This is a genomic window from Paraburkholderia metrosideri, from assembly GCF_904848625.1.
In the GTDB taxonomy this organism is placed as follows: domain Bacteria; phylum Pseudomonadota; class Gammaproteobacteria; order Burkholderiales; family Burkholderiaceae; genus Paraburkholderia; species Paraburkholderia metrosideri.
Window position 1 is genome coordinate 199,016 of sequence record NZ_CAJHCP010000004.1, and the last position, 19,209, is coordinate 218,224.

The window sequence follows — 19,209 nt, forward strand, 5'->3', positions numbered from 1 at the left end:
GCGTGAAATACAGCGCATCAAACGTGAAGCGTGCAACGTGAAGTGAATCAATGAACCTCTGAGGAACCGACATCATGCAATCGACACCTTCCAGCAACGCTGCCTTCAGGAAGCGCACCGTCATCACCCGAATCGCAGGATGCGTCGCGATTGCCGCGAGTGTGTTCGCGGCGCAGCGATTCGCCTATTCCGCCGAAGCCGCAACAAAAATCCCAGCGCCCGTTCAGGACGAACAGGTCGGCGCCACGCATAGTGAAACCGCGGTGTTTGCGGGCGGATGCTTCTGGGGCGTTCAAGGGGTCTTCGAACATGTGCGCGGCGTGAAGCAGGTGGCGTCCGGCTATTCAGGCGGAGCGGCAGGCACCGCGCAATATGAAACCGTCAGCGAAGGCGACACCGGGCACGCGGAGTCCGTGCAGATCACGTATGACCCGACGCAGATTACGTACGGACGCCTGTTGCAGATTTTCTTTTCGGTCGCCCACGATCCCACCGAGTTGAATTACCAGGGACCCGACCACGGCACCCAATACCGGTCGGCTATTTTTCCGGCCGATGCGCAGCAGCGCAACGTCGCGACGACCTATATCGCGCAACTGGATAAGGCGCATGTGTTTCCGGCGCCGATCGTCACGCGGGTCGAGAACTTCAAGGGCTTTTATCCAGCTGAAAACTATCACCAGAACTTCCTGGTGCTTCATCCGGACTATCCGTATATCGCGATCAACGATTTGCCCAAGGTGAGCGAGCTCAAGCGCATGTTTCCGGATTTGTACCGTAACGACCCGGTGTTGTTGAAGGTCGGCGCGTAACGATTAGCGCTGCAACAGTATTCGATCCCGTGTGAACCACACGGGATCGAATGTGCCTTGTAGAAACGGCGCTGGCCACGCGTTCAAACCCCGTGCGAATGACGTGACCGCACCCAAAGATTCATCGCTGCACACACCAGCAACAAAAACGCGGTGACGAAGAAAACCGGCTGCAAGCCAATGTGCGCGCCGATCTGTCCGCCAATCAACGGACCGACCACCTGCCCCGTGAACTGGGCCGATTGCAGATAGCCCAGCGTCGTTCCCGAGTGGCTTTCATCGACGGAATGACGCACGAGTTTAGCAATGGAAGGCAGCAGGCCGGCAATCGTCATTCCCATCAGTCCCCGCAGTACCGCCAGTTGCCACCAGTGCGTGACGAACGCCTGAGGCAGCATGACCAGCGCCGTCGCTGCCAGGCATCCGATAATCACATTCCATCCGCCGATCCGATCCGCGAGCGCCCCCAATCGCGACGCGGTCAGCATGCTGCCAAACGCGGAGGCCGCCATCACGATCCCTGCGGTGCGGGCGAGATGCGCGTGCGGCACGCCCAGTTGCCCGATGTACACGGTGATGATCGGCTCGATGGACATGTTCGCGAGCAACACCATCATCGCCGTCACGAGCAACGCGGGGATCACCACGCGGTTCGCTTTTGTACTGGACGATCCGCTTGCCGCGAGCCGCCGTTTGGTATCCGCGGCATGATCGAAGTCTTCGCGCACCAGCAGCATGGTCGCCACCGCAGCCACGGCGATCATCGCGCCACCGACGAAAAACGTGCCGCGAATCCCGACCCAGCCAGGAAGAAAGCCGCCGACGAGCGGCCCGATCAGATTGCCCGACAGCGCACCGATGGACAGCACGCCGAGCGCCCATCCGGCGCGTTCACGCGGCGCCTGCGTGCCGATCATCACGATCGACGCCGATGCATAGCCGCCGATCAGCCCCGCCAGCAGCCGCAGCGTCACGAGGTCGGTCACGTTGCGCGCTACGCCGATCAACGACATCACCACCGCCATGCCGATGGCGGCCCGCACGAGCATCGGCTTGCGGCCGTATCGATTGGCGAGGCGCCCCCAGATCGGCGCGGTGATCGCGGTGCCGAAAAAGGTCGCGCCGAATGCGACGCCGGACCATTGGACTACCGCAGCCGGCGATCTGACGCCGAGTTGCTCGACGTAAAGCGGCAGGAAAGGCAGCAACATGCTCAGGCTCACGAGCGTCGTGAACGATCCGAATACACAGACAGCGAGATTGCGTTTCCAGTACGCGTCGTTACGTTGCGCGTAACTGCTATGCGCAGGTGGGGGCGCGGCTGCGCCGAGCCCGTTTGCTGGAAGATTCAATTGATCGCTCATGATTGCCGCACTCCGCGCCTGTTTCATGACGACAGAGTACGCACGATGATCCATCTTTAAAAATGAATTAAACAGATCGACTCAATCTTATTTTCAGATTCGACTCGACAACGGAGCGCTTTCTGGTCAGGGCGGGCTGGCCCACGCCTGCTCGCTGGCATGCAGAGCGCTGCGGATTCTGGGCCGCCATGCAATACGTCCAGGTCACGCTGACCGATGGACGCAAAATCAGCCACTTCACGAAGTTTCCGCCGGGCACGAAGGAAATCCGCTGGACACGGAGGCCGTCAAGGCGAACGCGCGTGATCTGAGCGACCGGGCGCGTCATGTCAACGGCGGCGGATCGGCCCACGCACGTCGCGCCAGCCACTGAACCGTCGTCTGAATACACAAATGGCCTGCATCACCCGTTGGTGAACGCAAGCCATTCATGTTGACTACCTGCTGCTTCCAGAGCGGGCGCACCGCCCGCTCTGCGATCAATACGTCACGATTAATGACCGTAGTTGACGACCGGTGCCGAATACGAAGTCGACTGCGTATCGGTGCGGGCGCCTGCCTGCGACGAACCGTTCGCGCCCGAACCGTAACCGCTGGTTTGAGCGGCGGCGTTCTGAGTGGCAACACGCGCTTCAGCGGCCTGAAGATCGGCCGGGTAGTCGACATCGTTCGCGGTGGCCGGATTGTAGCCAGCCTTTTCCAGCTGGATCAGCTCGGCGCGCACCTGAGCGCGGGTAACCGGCTGGTTGGTTTGCGAAAACGCAGCCAACGGCGCGGTGATAAGGGCGGCGATAACAACAGCTTCGATCAGCGACTTCATGATTCCTACCTCCAGAGATTGTTTTGTACTGCGCTGAAACACCTGTGTGTCTTCAGCGGATGGAGGAAGTGTAGGATCAGAGACACCTAGGGTAAATACCTAGTCAACGAATTCACTGTTGCGGAAAACGACACAATCCATCATCGGATGGCAGGTTTGCCATTTTTGAGTTGCATGGGGCAGTGATATGCGCTGTCGGCGGGTGGTTGAAACCGTCGATTGACGCGGCGATTACCATGCCGAGGGCCCATCGGTCGCGCTAACCGCGCGCTAACGTTTCGCCCTGATGCCGGCGAGTGAATCCGCCTGCGCCGGACCCGAGGTCCGGTCAGCCAGCGTCCCCGGAAGCGGCAACCGCACGGTGAACGTAGTGTGCAGTCCGGGCACCGAGCTGCAGTCGATGCTCCCGCCCAACAGCTCCGTCGCCCGACGGCAGAACGCGAGCCCCATGCCCGCGCCGTTGCCGTGCTGCTTGGTCGAATAGAATGCGTCGAAGATGCGGGGCAACACCTCTGGTGCAATGCCTGGCCCGGTATCGCGGAATTGCAGCACGCAGAAGTCGTCCTGCTGAACCGCGCTGATGACGATCTGGCCGTCACCGGCAATCCGGATCGCGTGAAAGGCGTTTTTCAGCAGGTTGAACAGCACGAAGATCACCACGGTGTCCGAGCCCGAAAATCTCACGCTCGGGGCGATCGAAATGACCGTGACCAGTGAGCGTTCGTCGCCACGAAACGGATAGCGCTCCAGCGCCGCGGTCACACAATGCTGTAGCGAATGCACGCTGAAACGGCTGCGGTCCAGCCGGTCGAGCGTGAACGAGGCGAGCGCCATTTCGACCATCGCCGTGGTGCCCGCGACCTCACGCCGGATCGCCGACGCGAGTTGGCTGATGCGCTCGGACTGCGCCCACTGTTCGCGGTCTTCATAAAGACCGTGCGAGACCGCCAGCCGGTAGCCCTTGAACACGTGCGTCCACATGCTGGCGATTTCATCCGCGTGCATGCCGATGGTCGCGAGCGGTGTCGAAATCTCATGCGCGATGGTGGCCGCGAGTGCGTACGGATGGATCAGGCGGTACCGGACGATCGTGATAGCCAGCAGCCCGAGGCTCAGCGCGACGAACAACACGCCTGGTGGATAGAACGAGTAGCGGTAGTTGACCGCGTAGTCGATGGCCGCGAAGGAGTACAGGCACAAGACCGCGAGGCAGAGATTGAGACGCTTGCGCGCTTCTCCGACCGACTGCCTGCGCGCGGCAAGAAGAATCTGCGCGCAGCGTCCGGCGAGCACCACGGTTTGCGCGACGTGCAACGGATGCAACGGTCCTGCGAGCGGATAAAAGCCGAAGAATTGCCGCTGATACCCGGCGATCACCTGGTCGCCCGGAAGCAATGCCGCCAGGCCCACGCACAGGCCGTAAGACACGAGCAACATGGGCTGTTCGCTGCGGCGCCCCGTCACCTCGATGACGAAATGATAGAAAGTGGTCGGCAGAAACAGAATGAACAGATATCCCAGCCGGACGAGCCAGCCGGCGATCTGCGGATTGTCCGTCTGGAACAGCAGCGTCCACGCGCCTTGCCACGCGAAGGTCGTGACACACATCAGGACGAAAGGAACGGAAAGGCGCGTGACCCCTTGAGTGATCAGAATGTATAGGCCAAACACCAGGAACATCGCAGACACGATGGCCGGGGGAATGGCGTACATATAGCTCGACACGTCAACCGGGGCTATCGATTGCGCTCATTCCGCCATTGTGCAAACGTCAGGATGTCCTGGCCGATGTCGGCCGCGTCGATCCGCGTCCAGCCATAGAACGCGTCGTCCCAGCCGGGGATGCCGCGCGGTGTCAGCATTCTGAATTCCATCCCGGACCGATACGCGAGATCCGGCCAGAATAGCGGCATGACTTCGCGAGTCGCCAGTTGCCTCAGCAGTTCTTTCGGACCGCCTTCGTCGGCCACGATCTCGCCTTGCGAAATCCAGTCGTTCTCGGCCCACGCGACGAAGATGCTCGGATTGCCGTCGCGATCGAACATCAGAATGGCGTTCTGCTCCGGACGCCAGTAGTACTCGACGATGCTCTCGGCGGCCACCACCTCGTCAAGCACCTTGCGCGTTCTCGGATCGCAATAGGTCATGCCGTTCTCGCCCAGTGCGAGCCAGCCCGATTCGGAACAATGCCGGCTCTTGGCGTCTTTCAGGAAGTGGACGAGCCGGTTGGCCGAATCCGGATCCGTCTTGCGCAGATACAGATCGACGATGCCGGCGTTGAACGCCTTGACCGCGACGGCTTCGTCCGCGACGCCGGTCAGCAGCACTTTCGCGCAACGCAAACCGGAGATGGACGACAGGAATTCCACGCCGCTCATGCCCGGCATGTCGTAATCCACCACGACCGCGGCGACTTCTTCGAAGCGCGAAGGTCGCGCCACGATGTCCCGCTCAGCCGATGTCTCGACGAAACGCTCGACACCCGGCTCGCTCAGACATGCCGACGACGACGCGAATTCCAGCGAATTTTCGCGAGCGTGCTGACGAATGAAGCCGAGCGCGCTTTGGGGTCGCGTGAAAAAAAGGTTGGTAAAGGTGTCCGGAAAGAACCGGCGCAATGCGTCGAGGTAGCTGTCGCTGTCGTCGACGAATACAACCGTTGCCGGATAGAAAACAGGGGGTCGAATAAAGTTGTTCATATTTTCACGTGGTCGTCGCGCCGCCGCCGTGGGACGCCCGAGGCAAGCCAGCAATCCAGTCAGACGCCCGATCGTGCAGCATGCCGGGGCGCGATGGCCCCCACTTTCGACGGCGGCCGGTACCCCTGCCGTCTACCGCATGATCAGCGCTTTGCTTTTGCCGCTTCGGCCGTCGCCGGTTGTTCATGAGGGGACATACCCGTGCGCCCCGTACCGGGCCCTCCACCCGATACCGAACGCCGACTGCCGGCTGTTCCCCGCTGAACCGTATAGTACAGGGGACTTTGCCTGAACAGTACAAAGTTGCATCGGACCGTTATAAGCGTATGCGAATTGGATAAATCTGTTGGATTCTGGCAGGAAAGGAATGAAGCGATGATCGCGGCGACAAGGCGGATTGTCCGTTGCGCTCCCTGTTCCGCCGGCTGGCAGCGGCGCTCCAGGTCCAGGAGCAGTCGTTTATCATCGATTAATTGCACTCCCTGAATAATCTGTTGGTTAAATATGACGAATACCGGCAAGGTGTTGATAATCGGCTTGCTCGTGGTTGATCTGGGCGTCGCCGGTTATCTGCTTTTTCCAAAGGATGATGAACGGGCGCCGGCCGCAGCCGGCACGGTGGTCAGTGACACCACCATTCCGGCCAGAGTAGATGCACCGGCCAGCGCTGTGGCCAGCGCAGCGCAGATGGCCTCCGGCAGCGTGACCGGTACGGCCACGCAGGCGCACGCGGCGGACACACTCGCGATGGCGCGCCCGGCGCCTGCCGTGGCGGCCCCGTCGATCGCGACTGCCGCGCCACAGGCCAGTCGCGACGTACCCCATGCCGCGGATAAATCGCGCGCGACTTCCCGTGCGCAGGCATCGGCTGAAGCGCGCCGGAATGCGCGCACGAATTCGAAACCCGTTCAGCTAGCCGAGCAGGAACACGGGCGTAAGCACGACGACTCGCATCGACACGAAGCGCAGCCGCCATCGAAGTCAGTCTCGGCGGCAATGACGGCGCGGCTCGTCAAGGAGTCGGCGAAACCTGATCCGTCTCTACCGGCACCGCCGCCGACGGCCCATGGTTCGCATCCGGTCGCGGCGGCGATGACCGATCAGCTGGTCAGAGAATCCTCCCGAGTGACGCCGGAATCGCAGTCGAATTCGCAGTACGGCAAGCATTGACGCATCGCGCGGATCCAGCCGCCTCCAGCTGAAACGTGCTCGTCGACGATTATGGCCGCGACGCCACCTCGTCCAGATGCGTTAGCAGATCCGCGGGATCGTCGTAGACGCGCAGCGCACCTGCGCGCTCGAGTTCGTCCGTCCCATAGCCGCCGGACAGCAGACCGACACCCAGCGAACGACAGCGCCGCGCGGCCAGCATGTCCCAGATGCTGTCGCCGACCACCACCGTGTGTTCGATCGGCACGCCAAGGCGCAGCGCCGCGGCCATGAACAGATCCGGGTCCGGCTTCGCATACTTGACGTCGTCGCGCGTGACGACGACGGCATGCGCCGGATCGACTCCCAGCGCCGCCAGGTTGAGCGCCGCCGTTTCCATACGACCGCTGGTGGCCACTGCCCACGGTGTGCCGGCTTGCGTCAGCGCGTCGAGCAACGCGCGCGCGCCGGGCAGCGGGCACACCTGCGCGCGCATCCGCTGATAGGCGTCGGCATGCGCGTGACGCAGCCGCTCGCCCCGCTCGGCGCTGATTTCGCCGTGGGTCTCGCGCATCAGCTGATCGGTGAACAGGCCGCCGCTCATGCCGATCTTGCGATGTATCCGCCATACCGACAGCGGGATCCCTTCACTGTCCAGCGCCTCTTTCCAGGCCAGCACGTGCTGGTAGACGCTGTCGACGAGCGTGCCGTCGAGATCGAAGAGAAATGCTGTCTGGATTCGCATGATGAGCTCCGTTGGTTATTGCTGGGTGTGAGGGCGATGGCTGGCGCCGCCGGCTTTGAGTGATCGAGGTGGACGGGCTAGCGGCTGGCGGCTCGCGGCTCGCGGCTCGCGTCTGGCGGCTCGCGCGGCACGATGGCAATGACAACTGTCGCCGCAAAATCCCACGTCGCCTCGCCAGGCTCAAGCGCGAAAAAACCGCCATCACGATTCCGGCTCGTCGGCGCGCTGTCCAGCACGCTCGATCGACTCCGGTGTCAGCCCCAACTGTTCCCGCAATCCTGCCCAGCCGTCCGGCGTGATCTGCACTTCCCGCGACGCCTTTGCGCGCCGCAGCCATCCTTTTGAACAAAGCAGGTCAAGCAATCCTACGCCGAGTGGTCCGGCAAGATGATGACGCCGTTCGGTCCAGTCGAGGCACTGTCGCGCGATCCCGTGACGCCCCGGCCGCAATGCGTCGATATCGAGCCCCATGCTGCCGAACCACGCCGTCCCCGCTGGCGTCACGTCGAACGTTTTGTCGGATGCCGGCAGAAGAAAGCCGCGTTCCATCAGACCCAGCGTAATCGCGACACCCGCCTGGCCCGCGAGATGGTCGTAGCAACAGCGCGCGAGACGCAGCTTTCGCGCATCGCGGGTCGGCGCCTTGCGACGGACCGTTCCCCTCGCGCCAATCGACGCGAGGCTTTCGAGCGCAAGCGCAACCTGCGGGTCGGCGAGCCGGTAGTAGCGGTGACGCCCCTGCTGCTCGACCGAGAGCAGCCCGCCATCGAGCAACTTCGCGAGATGACTGCTCGCCGTCTGTGCCGTCACCCCCGCGGCGTGGGCCAATTCGCCGGCCGGTAGCGCACGGCCATCGGTCAACGCCATCAGCATGGCGGCGCGGGCAGCGTCGGCGATCAGAAAGGCGGTAGCGGACAGGTTCGGCTGCACATGCATGACGCGGTCTCCAGGTTATCGGATCGAGCATAGCGCCATTGAATGCCGCACGTTTCGATACGTGTCGAAGCATTGCGACGCGCGCGTCTCCGATACTCGGGCAACACGGGCCAATCGCACTAATCGCACCAATCGCAGGCAGGGGAATCTCGCCAGATGAACAACGACCGGCAGCAACGACAGGTACTTCTCGCCACCAGCATCAGCTATGTGATCGTCATTCTCGATACGTCGATCGTCAATGTGGCGCTGGAACGGATTGCGACGGGTCTGGCAGGCGGCGTCGCCGGATTGCAATGGGTGGTGAACGCGTACACGCTGAGCTTCGCGAGCGTGTTGCTGAGCGGCGGAACACTGGCCGACCGGCTCGGCGCTCGCCATGTCTATATTGGCGGCCTCGCGGCGTTCACGTTGGCGTCGGCGCTGTGCGGCGCCGCGCCGAGCCTCGCCGTGCTGATTGCGGCCCGCGTGTTGCAAGGCGTCGGCGCCGCGTTGCTGGTGCCCGCGTCGATGGCGTTGATCAACCAGGCGTGGCCGGAGCCACGCCAACGAACGGCGGTATTCGGCTTGTGGGCAGGCCTCGGCGCGGTGGCGATGGCCGCGGGGCCGCTGCTCGGCGGTGTGCTGACGGGTTTGAGCGGATGGCGCGGCATCTTTCTGGTCAACGTTCCTATTTGCGTGGCAGGCGTTGTGATGGCGTTTCAGATCGGACCGCTCCGTGTGCGTGAAGCACCCCGCTCCGCTGCGCGCCGGTTCGACCTGGCCGGACAGTTCGCGGGCATTGCCACGCTGGCGCTGCTGAACGTGTCGATCATTGAGGCACCTGTCTACGGATGGCACTCCGCCATCATCGCGGGATGCGTCGCGGCGACCGTGAGCGCAGGCGTTCTATTCGTCGCGATCGAAACCACCCGCGCGCATCCGATGCTGCCCCTTGCGCTATTTCGCCAGCCACTGTTTTCAGGTTCCGTGTTCGTGTCGATGCTATCGGCGTTCACGTTTTACGGTCTGCTTTTCACGCTCAGCCTCTACTTGCAGCAACAACGCGGCTATCCGCCGTTGCGCGCGGGGCTCGCCTTTCTGCCTCTCACCCTCGTGATGCCGGCCGGCAGTCTGTTATCGAAGCGCGCAGTCCAATGGCTCGGCCCGCGAAGGCTGGTGGCGGGCGCATTCCTGCTGGCCGCGATCGGCTATCTCGCGCTGATGAGGGTCGGTCCGGCGGCGCAATACTGGATGCTGGCGTTGCCGTTACCCGCCATCGGTCTGGCTGCGAGCCTCATCACCCCGGCGACGACCACCGCGTTGATGGGTTGCGTCGACGGTCATCGCGCGGGTATTGCGGCAGGCGTGCTGAATGCGGCGCGTCAGACCGGCGCGGCTTTAGGTGTGGCGCTGTCGGGCGCGCTGATCGCGACCCAACCGTCGATGGCGGCGGCGCTGCAGGCGGTCCTGTTGATCGCGGCAACGATGTCGACGCTGGCAGGCGCGATCTGGTGGCGAGCGTCGGCACAGTCCAGTTTGATCGCGTGCGGAATCATTCGTAAGGCGCGCAAGCCGTAATTTCGAAACGCCGGCTAATTGCATAAAAAAATCGGCATTCGAAATGCGCTGATTCCGGCAGTGATCTGCTTCGATTCTCCAAAGCATCGGCGGATTCAGGCGATATCGGAATCATTATTTCATTACACAATGCTTTCCTTAATATTTCAAAATAACTGAATGATTAAACCGCCTTGACGAATCGTTTCAGGTTTGCTCTGCCATTGATCATCCCGCTTCCAATACACAACCCACGTCTTTAAACCAAATTGTGTCGCGAGAACGTCACAAAGCCCTCCCAGCGGGGCGCTGAACGCGGTAAGCTCCGGCCCCTCATTGTTCCTTTCACGCCACGCGCGTTTATTTTTCTAACACCATTTTTATTTCCGCCGCCCTATGATCGCCGTGTCGCTTTTCGCACCCGGCTGAGCGTATCTGCATCGCCGATCTGAAAACAAAGCAGTCGACCAGCGCGCACCATTGCCAAGTCAGTGGAATGGTATTGCACGCAATAATCGATAAAGAATAAACCTCGCTATTGCGATATTCGCAACAACGATTGCGAATCTATGGCGCGGGTATGCGTGACGTGGGGGGACAAGCTGCTGAATCCTTCAATCACCCGTTTAATCACGGAGCTAATAAGTATGAAAAAGTCTTTACTCGCGGCAGCCCTGTGCGGCGCCTTTACGATGTCGGCGCATGCGCAAAGCAGCGTGACCCTGTACGGTCTCATCGACGCGGGATTCGTGTACACCAACAACCAGCAAGGCCACGCGAACTACCAGCTCGGCAGTAGCTCGACGCAGAACACGGTTTTCGGCCTGAAGGGCTCGGAAGATCTGGGTGCTGGTTTGCACGCCATCTTCAAGCTGGAACAAGGCTTCCTGCTGAACAACGGCGCACAGGCTTTTGCCGGTAGCGCGTTCGGTTCCCAGGCATGGGTCGGCCTGCAAAGCGACGCTTACGGTACTGTGACGCTGGGTCGCCAGTTCGACGTGATGAACGACCTCGTCGGCCCGCTGACGGCCGAATTCAACACGTGGGGCGGCAGCATCGCAGCGCACCCGTTCGAAAACGACAACCTGGCGGCGAATTCGGTCGTCATCAACAATTCGGTCAAGTACGCGAGCCCGGTCTACCACGGCGTCACGTTCGAAACGATGTATTCGTTCAGCAACCAGGCCGGTGCGTTCGCGGACAACCGCTCGTACGGCTTCGGTCTGTCGTATGCAATGGGTCCGGTGAACCTGGCTGCCGGCTACCTGCAACTGAACAACGCAGGCAGCGGCTCGGGCGCGGTGACCACCAGCGACACGAGCGCGAACTTCATCGCCGAACGTCAGCGTATCTGGTCGCTGGGCGGGAACTACACGTTCGGCCCGGCTACGGTCGGCCTCGTGTGGAGCCACTCGCAGATCGACAACGCGTCGGGCGTGTTCTCGTTCGGCACGGGCACCTACCTCGGTTCGAACGACACGTCGTCGGGCACGCTGGGCGGCTCGCTGCGTCTCGACAACTACGAAGTGAACGCGAAGTACGCGCTGACGCCGGCCCTGAGCGTGTCGGGTGCGTACACGTTCACGCATGGCGCGTACAACGGTTCGTCGCCGGGCTGGAACACGGCAATGCTGCAGACGGATTACTCGGTCAGCAAGCGCACCGACTTCTACCTGGAAGGCGTCTATCAGAACGTGCACGGCGCGCCGGCGGATTCGGTGCTGTCGCACGCCATGCTCAACACGCTGTCGCCGTCGGCAACGAATTCGCAGGTTGCTGTGACGGTGGGTATGCGTCACGCGTTCTAAGCAGGCTGGCATTACGCGCCTGACTGCGTCGTTTCGGTACGCAGTTCTGGTGCATTAGCAGTAAAGACGTATGCCGGACTTCGGTCGGGCATACGTCCTGTTTCAATCGATCAACCTTCCCTTCTTTGCGCGCCTCGCCCGATCCTCAACGTGCGGCGGCCAGCACCTGGGACGCGAGCACATGATGCTGCCCGCGCCGCGACCGGATTGCGTGAATCTCCTCCACCACGCCCCCCGCGCGACCCAGCCAACGCACACCACGCAGCAACGACAAATCTTCCGCGCCCAGTTCCGCGAGCGGAAACACGCCCAGGCCACGCGCGGCGAATACCGCCATCAACGCGCTGTCCTCGAATTCGCCGACGATTCGCGGCCGGATCCCTTCCGATTCGAACCACCTGTCGAGCCGCGCCCGCAGCGCACCATGGCGAGTGGGCAACAGCACCGGCAACGTGGCGAGACACTGTGGAAAGCCAGCTCGGGCTGCCTTGCGCACGAATTCCGTCGGCCCGTACCAGTCCACCGGCGAGCCCGCGATGCGCTGGCTCACGACGCGCAAGTCAGCATTGTGCGGAGCCGGCTGGCACGCCAGCACCAGATCCAGCCGATGCAGCGCCAGTTCCGACATGAGTTGCGCATGCTCGCCGTCGTGACATAACAGCCTGAGCGACGGCGTACCGAGCACCGGCGCAAGCAGCGCATGCGCCGCGAGTTTTGAAATACCGTCTGACAGACCCACCGCGAGCCGCGCCGCCCCCTCAGCGCCCGCCTCGCGCATTTCGTCGAGCAGGGTTTCGCCGAGCTGAAAGATCTGTTCCGCGCGGTTGAACGCTGTTTCGCCGGCCTCGGTCATCGTCACACCGCGCCCCGCCGGCTTCAGCAGTTGACGCCCAATCGATTTTTCCAGCTCGCGCACCTGCGCACTGATAGTCTGGACCGCCATGTCGAGCCGTTCAGCCGCGCGCGCAAAGCCGCCCTCCTTCACGACGATCCAGAAATAATAAAGATGACGATAGTTGAGCATGCCGCGGACACTTCGAAAAAAGCGATATGTCATTCAGCTTATCACTGATTTATTCGAACCATCGCCGCGACGATGATAGCGATTCCGTGACATTCACCGCATCGGCTTCTATAACAATCCAATGGACTCCCTGCTCGCTCTGATGACCGATCCCACTGCATGGGCAGCGCTCGTCACGTTGATCGTGATGGAAATCGTGCTTGGCATCGACAACCTGATCTTCATTTCGATCCTCAGCAACAAGCTGCCGGAGGCGCAACGCGCACGCACGCAGCGCATCGGCCTCATGCTCGCGCTGGTCATGCGGCTCGGACTGCTCGGCACGGTCGCGTGGATTGCGCAACTGACCGCCCCTGCTTTCACGCTCTTTGCCCATGCGTTTTCGTGGCGCGATCTGATTCTGCTCGTCGGCGGTCTGTTCCTCGTGTGGAAGGCGACCAGCGAAATCCGTCATCACGTCACTCATTCGGATGACGTCAGCGACAACGCGAGTTCAACCGTTCAGTTGACGGTCGCGGCGGCGATTGGCCAGATCATCGTGCTCGATATCGTGTTTTCGGTCGACAGCATCATCACCGCGGTCGGCATGACCGAGCATATGCCGATCATGTTTATCGCCGTCATCGTCGCCGTGATGGTGATGCTTTTCGCCGCGCTGCCGCTGTCGCGCTTTATCGACCGCAATCCGACCATTGTGATGCTCGCGCTCAGTTTTCTACTGGTGATCGGCATGACGTTGATCGCGGATGGTTTCGGCACGCATGTACCCAAGGCGTATATCTACGCGGCGATGGCGTTCTCAGCCTTCGTCGAAGGGATGAATATGCTGGTGCGTAAAGCAAAAGCGAAATCGGACCGAGCGGTGAGTGGCGGGAAATGAATGACGCACCAGGGCTGGGCGTTGGAGATTCGATATTTTTAAGGAGCAGGACAATGAAGTGCCCCGTTTGCAAAACGACCGATCTGTTGATGACCGAGCGCCGCTCGATCGAAATCGATTATTGCCCGGACTGCCGGGGCGTGTGGCTCGATCGTGGCGAACTGGACAAGCTGATCGCGCAGGACGCAGCGAATGGGGAGGCGCCCTCTGCGTCACGCGCGGGCCGCGATGATCACCGGGATCGGGATCGGGAGCGGGAACACTCGTACGAAGGCGAACGCCATCGCGGGTATGACGACCGTCGAGCGGATTATCGCGGGCATAAAAAGAAACGCTCGATTTTCGACATGTTCGACTTCGACTGATCGCTTCGGCGCCGAGGTCAGCGCCGGCTTCAGCACCGCGCAAACGGCGCAAACAGCGCACACAGCGCTAACGCGCTTTAGCGCGGCCGCTTCTGCCGGCGGTACCGGAGCGAGGCGTGTCTTTGCTCGCAGGCGCGCCGCCACCGTTCATCTGCTCCACCCACGCCAGAGTGTCGACGTACGACAAAAACTGCTTGAGATAGCCCGGCGACAATTCGCTCATCAATGAAAGCGCACGATGCACGAGGCTGCCCGAATTGAGCGGCCCCGCATTGCCGGGTATTGGAGCAAGCGACTGGCGTATCTGTTTCTCGGCACGCACTTTGGACCAGACGCCTCTGAAGTAATCGAGTTCAGCAAGCTCCGGATACGCAGCGGCTGAAGCGGCCGAAGTGCGATGGCGATCGGCCGATGCATGGCTGGCAAGGTGCTCGATCAAACCCGCCAGCGATTCCGCTTGCCGAGTATGTTGCGCCAGACCGGCTGCTTCTTCGACAGCCTTCGCATCAACCGCCGCATGTTCCACGTCAGCCGAATACGCGCGAATCAGCGTGGACAAGCGCTCTTCCATCACCCGTCGCGCGTCGCCTTGATAAGCCGCCGCGCGCCGCTCCAGCGCCACGATCAAATGAAAGCGCACCGGATTCAGACGATCCGCGCCGCACTCGCGCCACGCGTCGAGCATTGCACGGACATGGCCTGTCACGTCGCCGGAATCAACCTTGTCGTTATTCACCGGGCTTCACCGTAGCAGTCGACGGCCTCGGCACCGGCGCGATTTCCACGCGACGATTTTTAGCCCGCCCCGGTTCGTCGGCATTCGAACTCACCGGCTGCCCCGAACCGAACGCCGCAGCGAACACCGAGGACGCCGGCACGCCCGCATCGATCAACTGGCGCGTCACCGTCAACGCGCGCTGCGCCGATAACTCCCAGTTGTCGGCAAAGCGGCGATTGCCTTCGCGCAAACGCTGGTCGTCGGTGAAACCGCTGACCATCAGGATCTGATCACTGGCCTGCAGATACGCGGACAACGGTCCGGCCAGGCTTTTCAGCAAGTCGCGCCCCTCAGGCTGCAACTGAGCGGAATTCAGCGCGAACAACACGTTGCCGCTAATACCAATGCGCCCATTGACCAGCGTCACGCGGCCCGCCGCCAGCGGCCCGGCCAGCGCCTGCTCCAGCGTCTTGCGGCGCTGCGTTTCCGCCTGACGCTGCTTGACCTCCTGTTCGAGCTTGTTCGATAGCTCCAGTTGCACGCCGATCACGCCGACCAGAATCAGCACGAAAGCACCGAGCAGCACCGACATCAGATCGCCGAATACCGGCCAGATCGGCGCGCCCGGCTCCACGCCGCCGTCGATTTCCTCGCTCATACCGCGTCAGCTCCGGCGGACGAGCGCTGACGGGCGAGGTGCTGCAGGTCTTCGACAATCTGCTTCTGCGACATCACGCTCAGATCGACGACTTCCCGTGCCTGTGCGACGTAATACGCGAGTTGTTCGTCGCTGCGCGACAGGGATTTGTCCAGTGCGGTTTCAATACGCTGCAAATGGGCGACCAGCTTGTCGTTCGATTCGCCGAACATCTGCACGGCCGCACCGAACGCTTCGCCGAGGCTCGCCACTTCGACTGCGCTGCCGGTCACCTGGGCGGCGACCGCGCCGAGCTTGCCGGTTTCGAGTTCGACGTGATCGGTGAAGCGGGTGCCCACCCGTTCCAGCAGATCCGCCGATGTCGCGACCAGCGCGTCGACGGCGGTCCGTTGCTCGCCGGACGCGTGATTCACCGCATCGAGCATGGTCTCCAGCGTTTCGAGCAGGCGGCTGCGCTCCTGCAACATCGCGGTATCGCGGACCATGCTGTCGGACAGTTTCTGACGCAGTTCCGCGACGACTTCGGCCGCAGCCTTTGGCGCTTCCGAGGCGGCTTGCACCAGTTGACCGATTTCGGCAATCGTGTCGCTGGCATGGGCCTGCGTTTGCGCCGAGATATCACGTGCGGTTTGTGCCAGCGTTTCGCAGATTTCCTGCTGGCGGCTCGCGGTGTTTGCGCCCGCCTGCTGCCACTCGTTGCTCAACGTTGCCGCCATCGCACCGAGCTTGTCGGTCCATGCCGCGAGGCGCTGTTCATCGCGCGAGAGCAGTTCTGCGTGCAGATTCGCGGCGGCTTTTGGCGCTTCCGCTGCCGCTTCGACCAGGCGGTTGATCTCGGCGATCGTGTCGCTTGCGTGCGCCTGAGTCTGTGCCGACATATCCCGCGCGGTCTGCGCGAGCGCGTCGCAGATTTCCTGCTGACGTGTCGCGGTATTCGCGCCCGATTGCTGCCATTCCTTAGTCAACGCCGCCGCCATCGAACCGAGCTTGTCGGTCCATGCCGCGAGGCGTTGCTCATCGCGCGAGATCAGTTCTGCGTGCAGATTCGCCGCGGCCTTCGGCGTTTCCGCTGCCGCTTCGACCAGGCGGTTGATCTCTGCAATCGTGTCACTTGAATGCGCGTGGGTCTGCGCGGAGATATCCCGCGCGGTCTGCGCGAGCGCGTCGCAGATTTCCTGCTGACGTGTCGCGGTATTCGCGCCCGATTGCTCCCATTCCTTGGTCAACGCCGAAGCCATCGAACCGAGCTTCTCGGTCCATGCCGCGAGGCGCTGCTCATCGCGCGAGACCAGTTCTGCGTGCAGATTCGCCGCGGCCTTCGGCGCTTCCGCTGCCGCTTCGACCAGGCGGTTGATCTCGGCAATCGTGTCGCTCGAATGCGCGTGGGTCTGCGCGGAGATATCGCGTGCGGTTTGCGCCAGCGTGTCGCAGATTTCCTGCTGACGGCTCGCGGTATTCGAACCCGCCTGCTCCCATTCCTTGCTCAACGCCGCGGCCATCGCAGCGAGTTTGTCGGTCCACGCAGCCAGGCGCTGTTCGTCACGCGACGCCAGCTCGGTCTGCAAGTCCACCTGCGATTGACCGACACCGCGCAACAGCGACGCCGAATGCTGTTCGAAGGTCGCCGCAGCCGCAGCCAACGCCTGCTGGTTGTCCAGTGCCAGCTTCTCACCCGTACGCTGTTGCTGCGATAACGCGTCGTTCCATGCCTGCGATACGCTGCCCGCCGTCGCATCGAGCCGCGCCGACATACCGTCGAGCAACGCAGCCGAGCGCTGTTCGAAAGCCTCGGTCACACGTTCCATCGACCCGCGCCAGTTCCCGGCCAATTCTTCACTCGAACGCTGATGCCCAGCCAACGCGTCGTTCCAGACGCCGGCCACCTTGACCGCCGTCGCTTCAAAGCCGCTCGACAGCCCGTCGAGCTGGCGCTGGACCGCCTGCGAGACCGTCTCGTGCAACGCAGCGGTCTCGCGCGAGAGACCGGCCATCGTCGCTTCCATAACCGGCTGCAACGCGGCGCTCGCAGCGCGTGCGCTATCGGCGACGCTGTCTCTCAGCGAGCGCTCGACAGCGCCCGCGAGGCGCGCATACACCACCTCCGTCCTGCCGTGGAACGCTTCCTGGCTCGCCAGTTGCCGCTCGTTCAGCGCGAGGCCCTGCTGCTCGATGGCGGTCATCATCGTTTGCAAACGATCGACCAGCGTCGGCATCACCTCGGCCTGCCGCTGCAACAGCTTGAAACCCTCTTCACGCTGATGCGCCTGCGAATAAACGCGCAAGCTCGTGGCGATTTTCACGTCGAGCGTCTGCGCCGCTTCGAGCCGTGCGCGCCGGCACAACGCCGACAGCAGCCCCAGCATCGCGGAGGTCGCCACGCCCGCAATCGAGGTGCCGAACGCAAAACCCAGACCCTTGACCGGCGCCGCCAGCGATGCACGAATCGCCTGCAGGTCGGTGGCGCTTTCGAGTGCGAGGCCGGTGCCGCGCAGCGTCGCCACCATCCCGAGGAGCGTACCCAGCATGCCCAGCAACACCAGCAAGCCGACGAGGTACGGCGTCAGCGCCGGGCCGGGCAGCGCCACGCGCTCGCCTTCAACCCGCAGTCGCACCGCATTGCGCAGACTCGGATGCAGTGGATCGAGCCACGCCGCGAGGCTGGCGGGCGGCGCGGAGAGCCCATCGACCGCCCGCGTCAACGTAGCGGTGGCCTGGCTATAGCGGCGCAGTTCGAGCGCACCCGCCAGGTAGCAGACGACGATCAGCAACGTGACGGACAGGGCCAGCGGGTTCGAGCCGACATAGCTGACGGCGATCCAGCACGCAGCGGCCAGACCGGCCAGAAAAACAACGAGATCAATACGATATCTGGACATAGTGTTCCAGTTAGCGGGAGCGAAGAGCTGCGAGCAACCCTTCGACCGGTTGTAAACGAACTTCCAGTTCGGCAAGCAGGACGCTCTGCATATCCTTGCGGAAAACGTCCAGCCACGCGTCGGGCGCGACGGCGGCGGCCTTGCTGGCGGGGTCGGTGTGATCGCCATCCCCGGCGGCGGCGGCCGCCTTCTGACTCGCCTCGCGCAAACGCTCGAAATGTGCTGCCAGCAAAACCGGCAGCGACGCCAGCAGATTCCGCTCGCGCTCGCTCAACGCGCGCTCCATGACCGCATCCACGACCGCGAGCCGGGCCATGGCAGGCGTCCTGGTGGCCAGCATCCCGCGCAGACGGCCGCGCAGATTACCGACCGCCGTTTCCATCGACTGCTGCTGGGCCACGTAGCGCTGACGGAACAGCGCGTAGTCGGCGGGCGTCTCGACGGGAACGCTGCTGTGAGCCGGCGCGGCGGCCGGCAGCATGCCAGGCGCGCGCCGCTTCGGCGCGGCCAGCACGCTGTCGCTGGTGATGGCCTTGGCCAGCAACGACCGCACGCGAACGCACTCGTCCTCTTCGACACGGCCGACTGGCCGCGCATTGGCCGCCACCGTGGGTGAATTGCCGCTCAACGCCGAAGACAACGCGATCGCGTCGGTCCAGCCGAGCCACTGGCTCAGCCGGTCCGACAGCGACTGCCTGGATTCGGGAACATCGACATCCGCCAGACGGGCCAATAAGCGAATGAGGGCCGGGCCACTGAGCGCTGTGCGCTGGGAAGCTTGCAACATAGCACCGGAGGCAAAAAAGTCAGCAGTTT

General features: G+C 62.6%; 17 protein-coding genes. 6 read left to right on the forward strand and 11 right to left on the reverse strand.

Translation table 11 applies throughout. From position 1 onward, the window contains the following. Positions 1–74 precede the first annotated feature (74 nt). Positions 75–812 carry a peptide-methionine (S)-S-oxide reductase MsrA gene (gene msrA / locus LMG28727_RS09535; protein ID WP_201642055.1) on the forward strand — a complete coding sequence of 246 codons (738 nt, stop codon included), beginning with the start codon at positions 75–77 and terminating at the stop codon, positions 810–812. An 83-nt stretch (positions 813–895) separates the two neighbouring features. On the opposite strand, the gene LMG28727_RS09540 is transcribed toward msrA, so the two are convergent. The 4 genes from LMG28727_RS09540 to LMG28727_RS09555 all read right to left on the reverse strand — a co-directional run bounded on the left by LMG28727_RS09540 (position 896) and on the right by LMG28727_RS09555 (position 5,695). Then, on the reverse strand, positions 896–2,176 hold the full coding sequence (locus tag LMG28727_RS09540) for an MFS transporter (RefSeq protein ID WP_201642056.1): 1,281 nt from the start codon (positions 2,174–2,176) through the stop codon (positions 896–898). A gap of 493 nt (positions 2,177–2,669) precedes the next feature. Then, complete coding sequence (locus tag LMG28727_RS09545) at positions 2,670–2,996, reverse strand: DUF4148 domain-containing protein (protein ID WP_201642057.1); 327 nt, start codon at positions 2,994–2,996, stop codon at positions 2,670–2,672. A 270-nt stretch (positions 2,997–3,266) separates the two neighbouring features. Further along, the gene (locus tag LMG28727_RS09550; RefSeq protein ID WP_201642058.1) at positions 3,267–4,709 is read right to left on the reverse strand and encodes a sensor histidine kinase; all 1,443 of its coding nucleotides are present in this window, start codon (positions 4,707–4,709) and stop codon (positions 3,267–3,269) included. 23 nt (positions 4,710–4,732) lie between these two features. Then, on the reverse strand, positions 4,733–5,695 hold the full coding sequence (locus LMG28727_RS09555) for a response regulator (protein ID WP_201642059.1): 963 nt from the start codon (positions 5,693–5,695) through the stop codon (positions 4,733–4,735). 504 nt (positions 5,696–6,199) lie between these two features. Here LMG28727_RS09555 and LMG28727_RS09560 point away from each other — a divergent pair. Then, entirely contained in the window at positions 6,200–6,865 is a 666-nt protein-coding gene (locus tag LMG28727_RS09560) for a hypothetical protein (RefSeq protein WP_201642060.1), read from the forward strand. Between the two features lie 49 nt (positions 6,866–6,914). Here the strand turns inward: LMG28727_RS09560 and LMG28727_RS09565 are convergent, their stop codons facing one another. Next, entirely contained in the window at positions 6,915–7,589 is a 675-nt protein-coding gene (locus tag LMG28727_RS09565) for an HAD family hydrolase (protein ID WP_201642061.1), read from the reverse strand. Positions 7,590–7,790: 201 nt separating this feature from the next. Then, a complete protein-coding gene (locus tag LMG28727_RS09570) occupies positions 7,791–8,525 on the reverse strand; it encodes an ArsR/SmtB family transcription factor (protein WP_201642062.1) in 735 nt (244 codons plus the stop codon). A 156-nt stretch (positions 8,526–8,681) separates the two neighbouring features. On the opposite strand from LMG28727_RS09570, the gene LMG28727_RS09575 reads away from it, so the two are divergent. Both LMG28727_RS09575 and LMG28727_RS09580 read left to right on the forward strand, forming a co-directional pair. Next, positions 8,682–10,085 (forward strand): MFS transporter, encoded by a 1,404-nt coding sequence (locus tag LMG28727_RS09575; RefSeq protein ID WP_201642063.1) that lies wholly within the window; start codon positions 8,682–8,684, stop codon positions 10,083–10,085. A 626-nt stretch (positions 10,086–10,711) separates the two neighbouring features. Next, complete coding sequence (locus LMG28727_RS09580) at positions 10,712–11,872, forward strand: porin (RefSeq protein WP_201642064.1); 1,161 nt, start codon at positions 10,712–10,714, stop codon at positions 11,870–11,872. Positions 11,873–12,017: 145 nt separating this feature from the next. On the opposite strand, the gene LMG28727_RS09585 is transcribed toward LMG28727_RS09580, so the two are convergent. Then, complete coding sequence (locus LMG28727_RS09585; RefSeq protein ID WP_201642065.1) at positions 12,018–12,896, reverse strand: LysR family transcriptional regulator; 879 nt, start codon at positions 12,894–12,896, stop codon at positions 12,018–12,020. Positions 12,897–13,017: 121 nt separating this feature from the next. Between LMG28727_RS09585 and LMG28727_RS09590 the strand changes: the two genes are divergently transcribed. Both LMG28727_RS09590 and LMG28727_RS09595 read left to right on the forward strand, forming a co-directional pair. Next, the gene (locus LMG28727_RS09590; protein ID WP_201642066.1) at positions 13,018–13,776 is read left to right on the forward strand and encodes a TerC family protein; all 759 of its coding nucleotides are present in this window, start codon (positions 13,018–13,020) and stop codon (positions 13,774–13,776) included. Positions 13,777–13,829: 53 nt separating this feature from the next. After that, a complete protein-coding gene (locus tag LMG28727_RS09595) occupies positions 13,830–14,141 on the forward strand; it encodes a TFIIB-type zinc ribbon-containing protein (protein WP_201642067.1) in 312 nt (103 codons plus the stop codon). 67 nt (positions 14,142–14,208) lie between these two features. On the opposite strand, the gene LMG28727_RS09600 is transcribed toward LMG28727_RS09595, so the two are convergent. The 4 genes from LMG28727_RS09600 to LMG28727_RS09615 are packed head-to-tail and all read right to left on the reverse strand — an operon-like array spanning position 14,209 to position 19,180. After that, positions 14,209–14,826 carry a DUF2894 domain-containing protein gene (locus LMG28727_RS09600; RefSeq protein WP_201642382.1) on the reverse strand — a complete coding sequence of 206 codons (618 nt, stop codon included), beginning with the start codon at positions 14,824–14,826 and terminating at the stop codon, positions 14,209–14,211. Between the two features lie 43 nt (positions 14,827–14,869). Continuing rightward, positions 14,870–15,517 (reverse strand): OmpA family protein, encoded by a 648-nt coding sequence (locus LMG28727_RS09605; protein WP_201642068.1) that lies wholly within the window; start codon positions 15,515–15,517, stop codon positions 14,870–14,872. After that, positions 15,514–18,393: a DUF802 domain-containing protein gene (locus tag LMG28727_RS09610; RefSeq protein ID WP_201642069.1), complete on the reverse strand. Its 2,880-nt coding sequence runs from the start codon at positions 18,391–18,393 to the stop codon at positions 15,514–15,516. The genes LMG28727_RS09605 and LMG28727_RS09610 overlap by 4 nt, the downstream gene beginning before the upstream one ends. A gap of 10 nt (positions 18,394–18,403) precedes the next feature. Further along, positions 18,404–19,180 carry a DUF3348 domain-containing protein gene (locus LMG28727_RS09615; protein ID WP_201642070.1) on the reverse strand — a complete coding sequence of 259 codons (777 nt, stop codon included), beginning with the start codon at positions 19,178–19,180 and terminating at the stop codon, positions 18,404–18,406. Positions 19,181–19,209 lie beyond the last annotated feature (29 nt).

Coding starts and splice junctions, on each gene's coding strand:
- msrA (WP_201642055.1), top strand. CDS start 75: ATGCAATCGACACCTTCCAGCAACGCTGCCTTCAGGAAGCGCACCGTC.
- LMG28727_RS09540 (WP_201642056.1), bottom strand. CDS start 2,176: ATGAGCGATCAATTGAATCTTCCAGCAAACGGGCTCGGCGCAGCCGCG.
- LMG28727_RS09545 (WP_201642057.1), bottom strand. CDS start 2,996: ATGAAGTCGCTGATCGAAGCTGTTGTTATCGCCGCCCTTATCACCGCG.
- LMG28727_RS09550 (WP_201642058.1), bottom strand. CDS start 4,709: ATGTACGCCATTCCCCCGGCCATCGTGTCTGCGATGTTCCTGGTGTTT.
- LMG28727_RS09555 (WP_201642059.1), bottom strand. CDS start 5,695: ATGAACAACTTTATTCGACCCCCTGTTTTCTATCCGGCAACGGTTGTA.
- LMG28727_RS09560 (WP_201642060.1), top strand. CDS start 6,200: ATGACGAATACCGGCAAGGTGTTGATAATCGGCTTGCTCGTGGTTGAT.
- LMG28727_RS09565 (WP_201642061.1), bottom strand. CDS start 7,589: ATGCGAATCCAGACAGCATTTCTCTTCGATCTCGACGGCACGCTCGTC.
- LMG28727_RS09570 (WP_201642062.1), bottom strand. CDS start 8,525: ATGCATGTGCAGCCGAACCTGTCCGCTACCGCCTTTCTGATCGCCGAC.
- LMG28727_RS09575 (WP_201642063.1), top strand. CDS start 8,682: ATGAACAACGACCGGCAGCAACGACAGGTACTTCTCGCCACCAGCATC.
- LMG28727_RS09580 (WP_201642064.1), top strand. CDS start 10,712: ATGAAAAAGTCTTTACTCGCGGCAGCCCTGTGCGGCGCCTTTACGATG.
- LMG28727_RS09585 (WP_201642065.1), bottom strand. CDS start 12,896: ATGCTCAACTATCGTCATCTTTATTATTTCTGGATCGTCGTGAAGGAG.
- LMG28727_RS09590 (WP_201642066.1), top strand. CDS start 13,018: ATGGACTCCCTGCTCGCTCTGATGACCGATCCCACTGCATGGGCAGCG.
- LMG28727_RS09595 (WP_201642067.1), top strand. CDS start 13,830: ATGAAGTGCCCCGTTTGCAAAACGACCGATCTGTTGATGACCGAGCGC.
- LMG28727_RS09600 (WP_201642382.1), bottom strand. CDS start 14,826: ATGCTCGACGCGTGGCGCGAGTGCGGCGCGGATCGTCTGAATCCGGTG.
- LMG28727_RS09605 (WP_201642068.1), bottom strand. CDS start 15,517: ATGAGCGAGGAAATCGACGGCGGCGTGGAGCCGGGCGCGCCGATCTGG.
- LMG28727_RS09610 (WP_201642069.1), bottom strand. CDS start 18,393: ATGTCCAGATATCGTATTGATCTCGTTGTTTTTCTGGCCGGTCTGGCC.
- LMG28727_RS09615 (WP_201642070.1), bottom strand. CDS start 19,180: ATGTTGCAAGCTTCCCAGCGCACAGCGCTCAGTGGCCCGGCCCTCATT.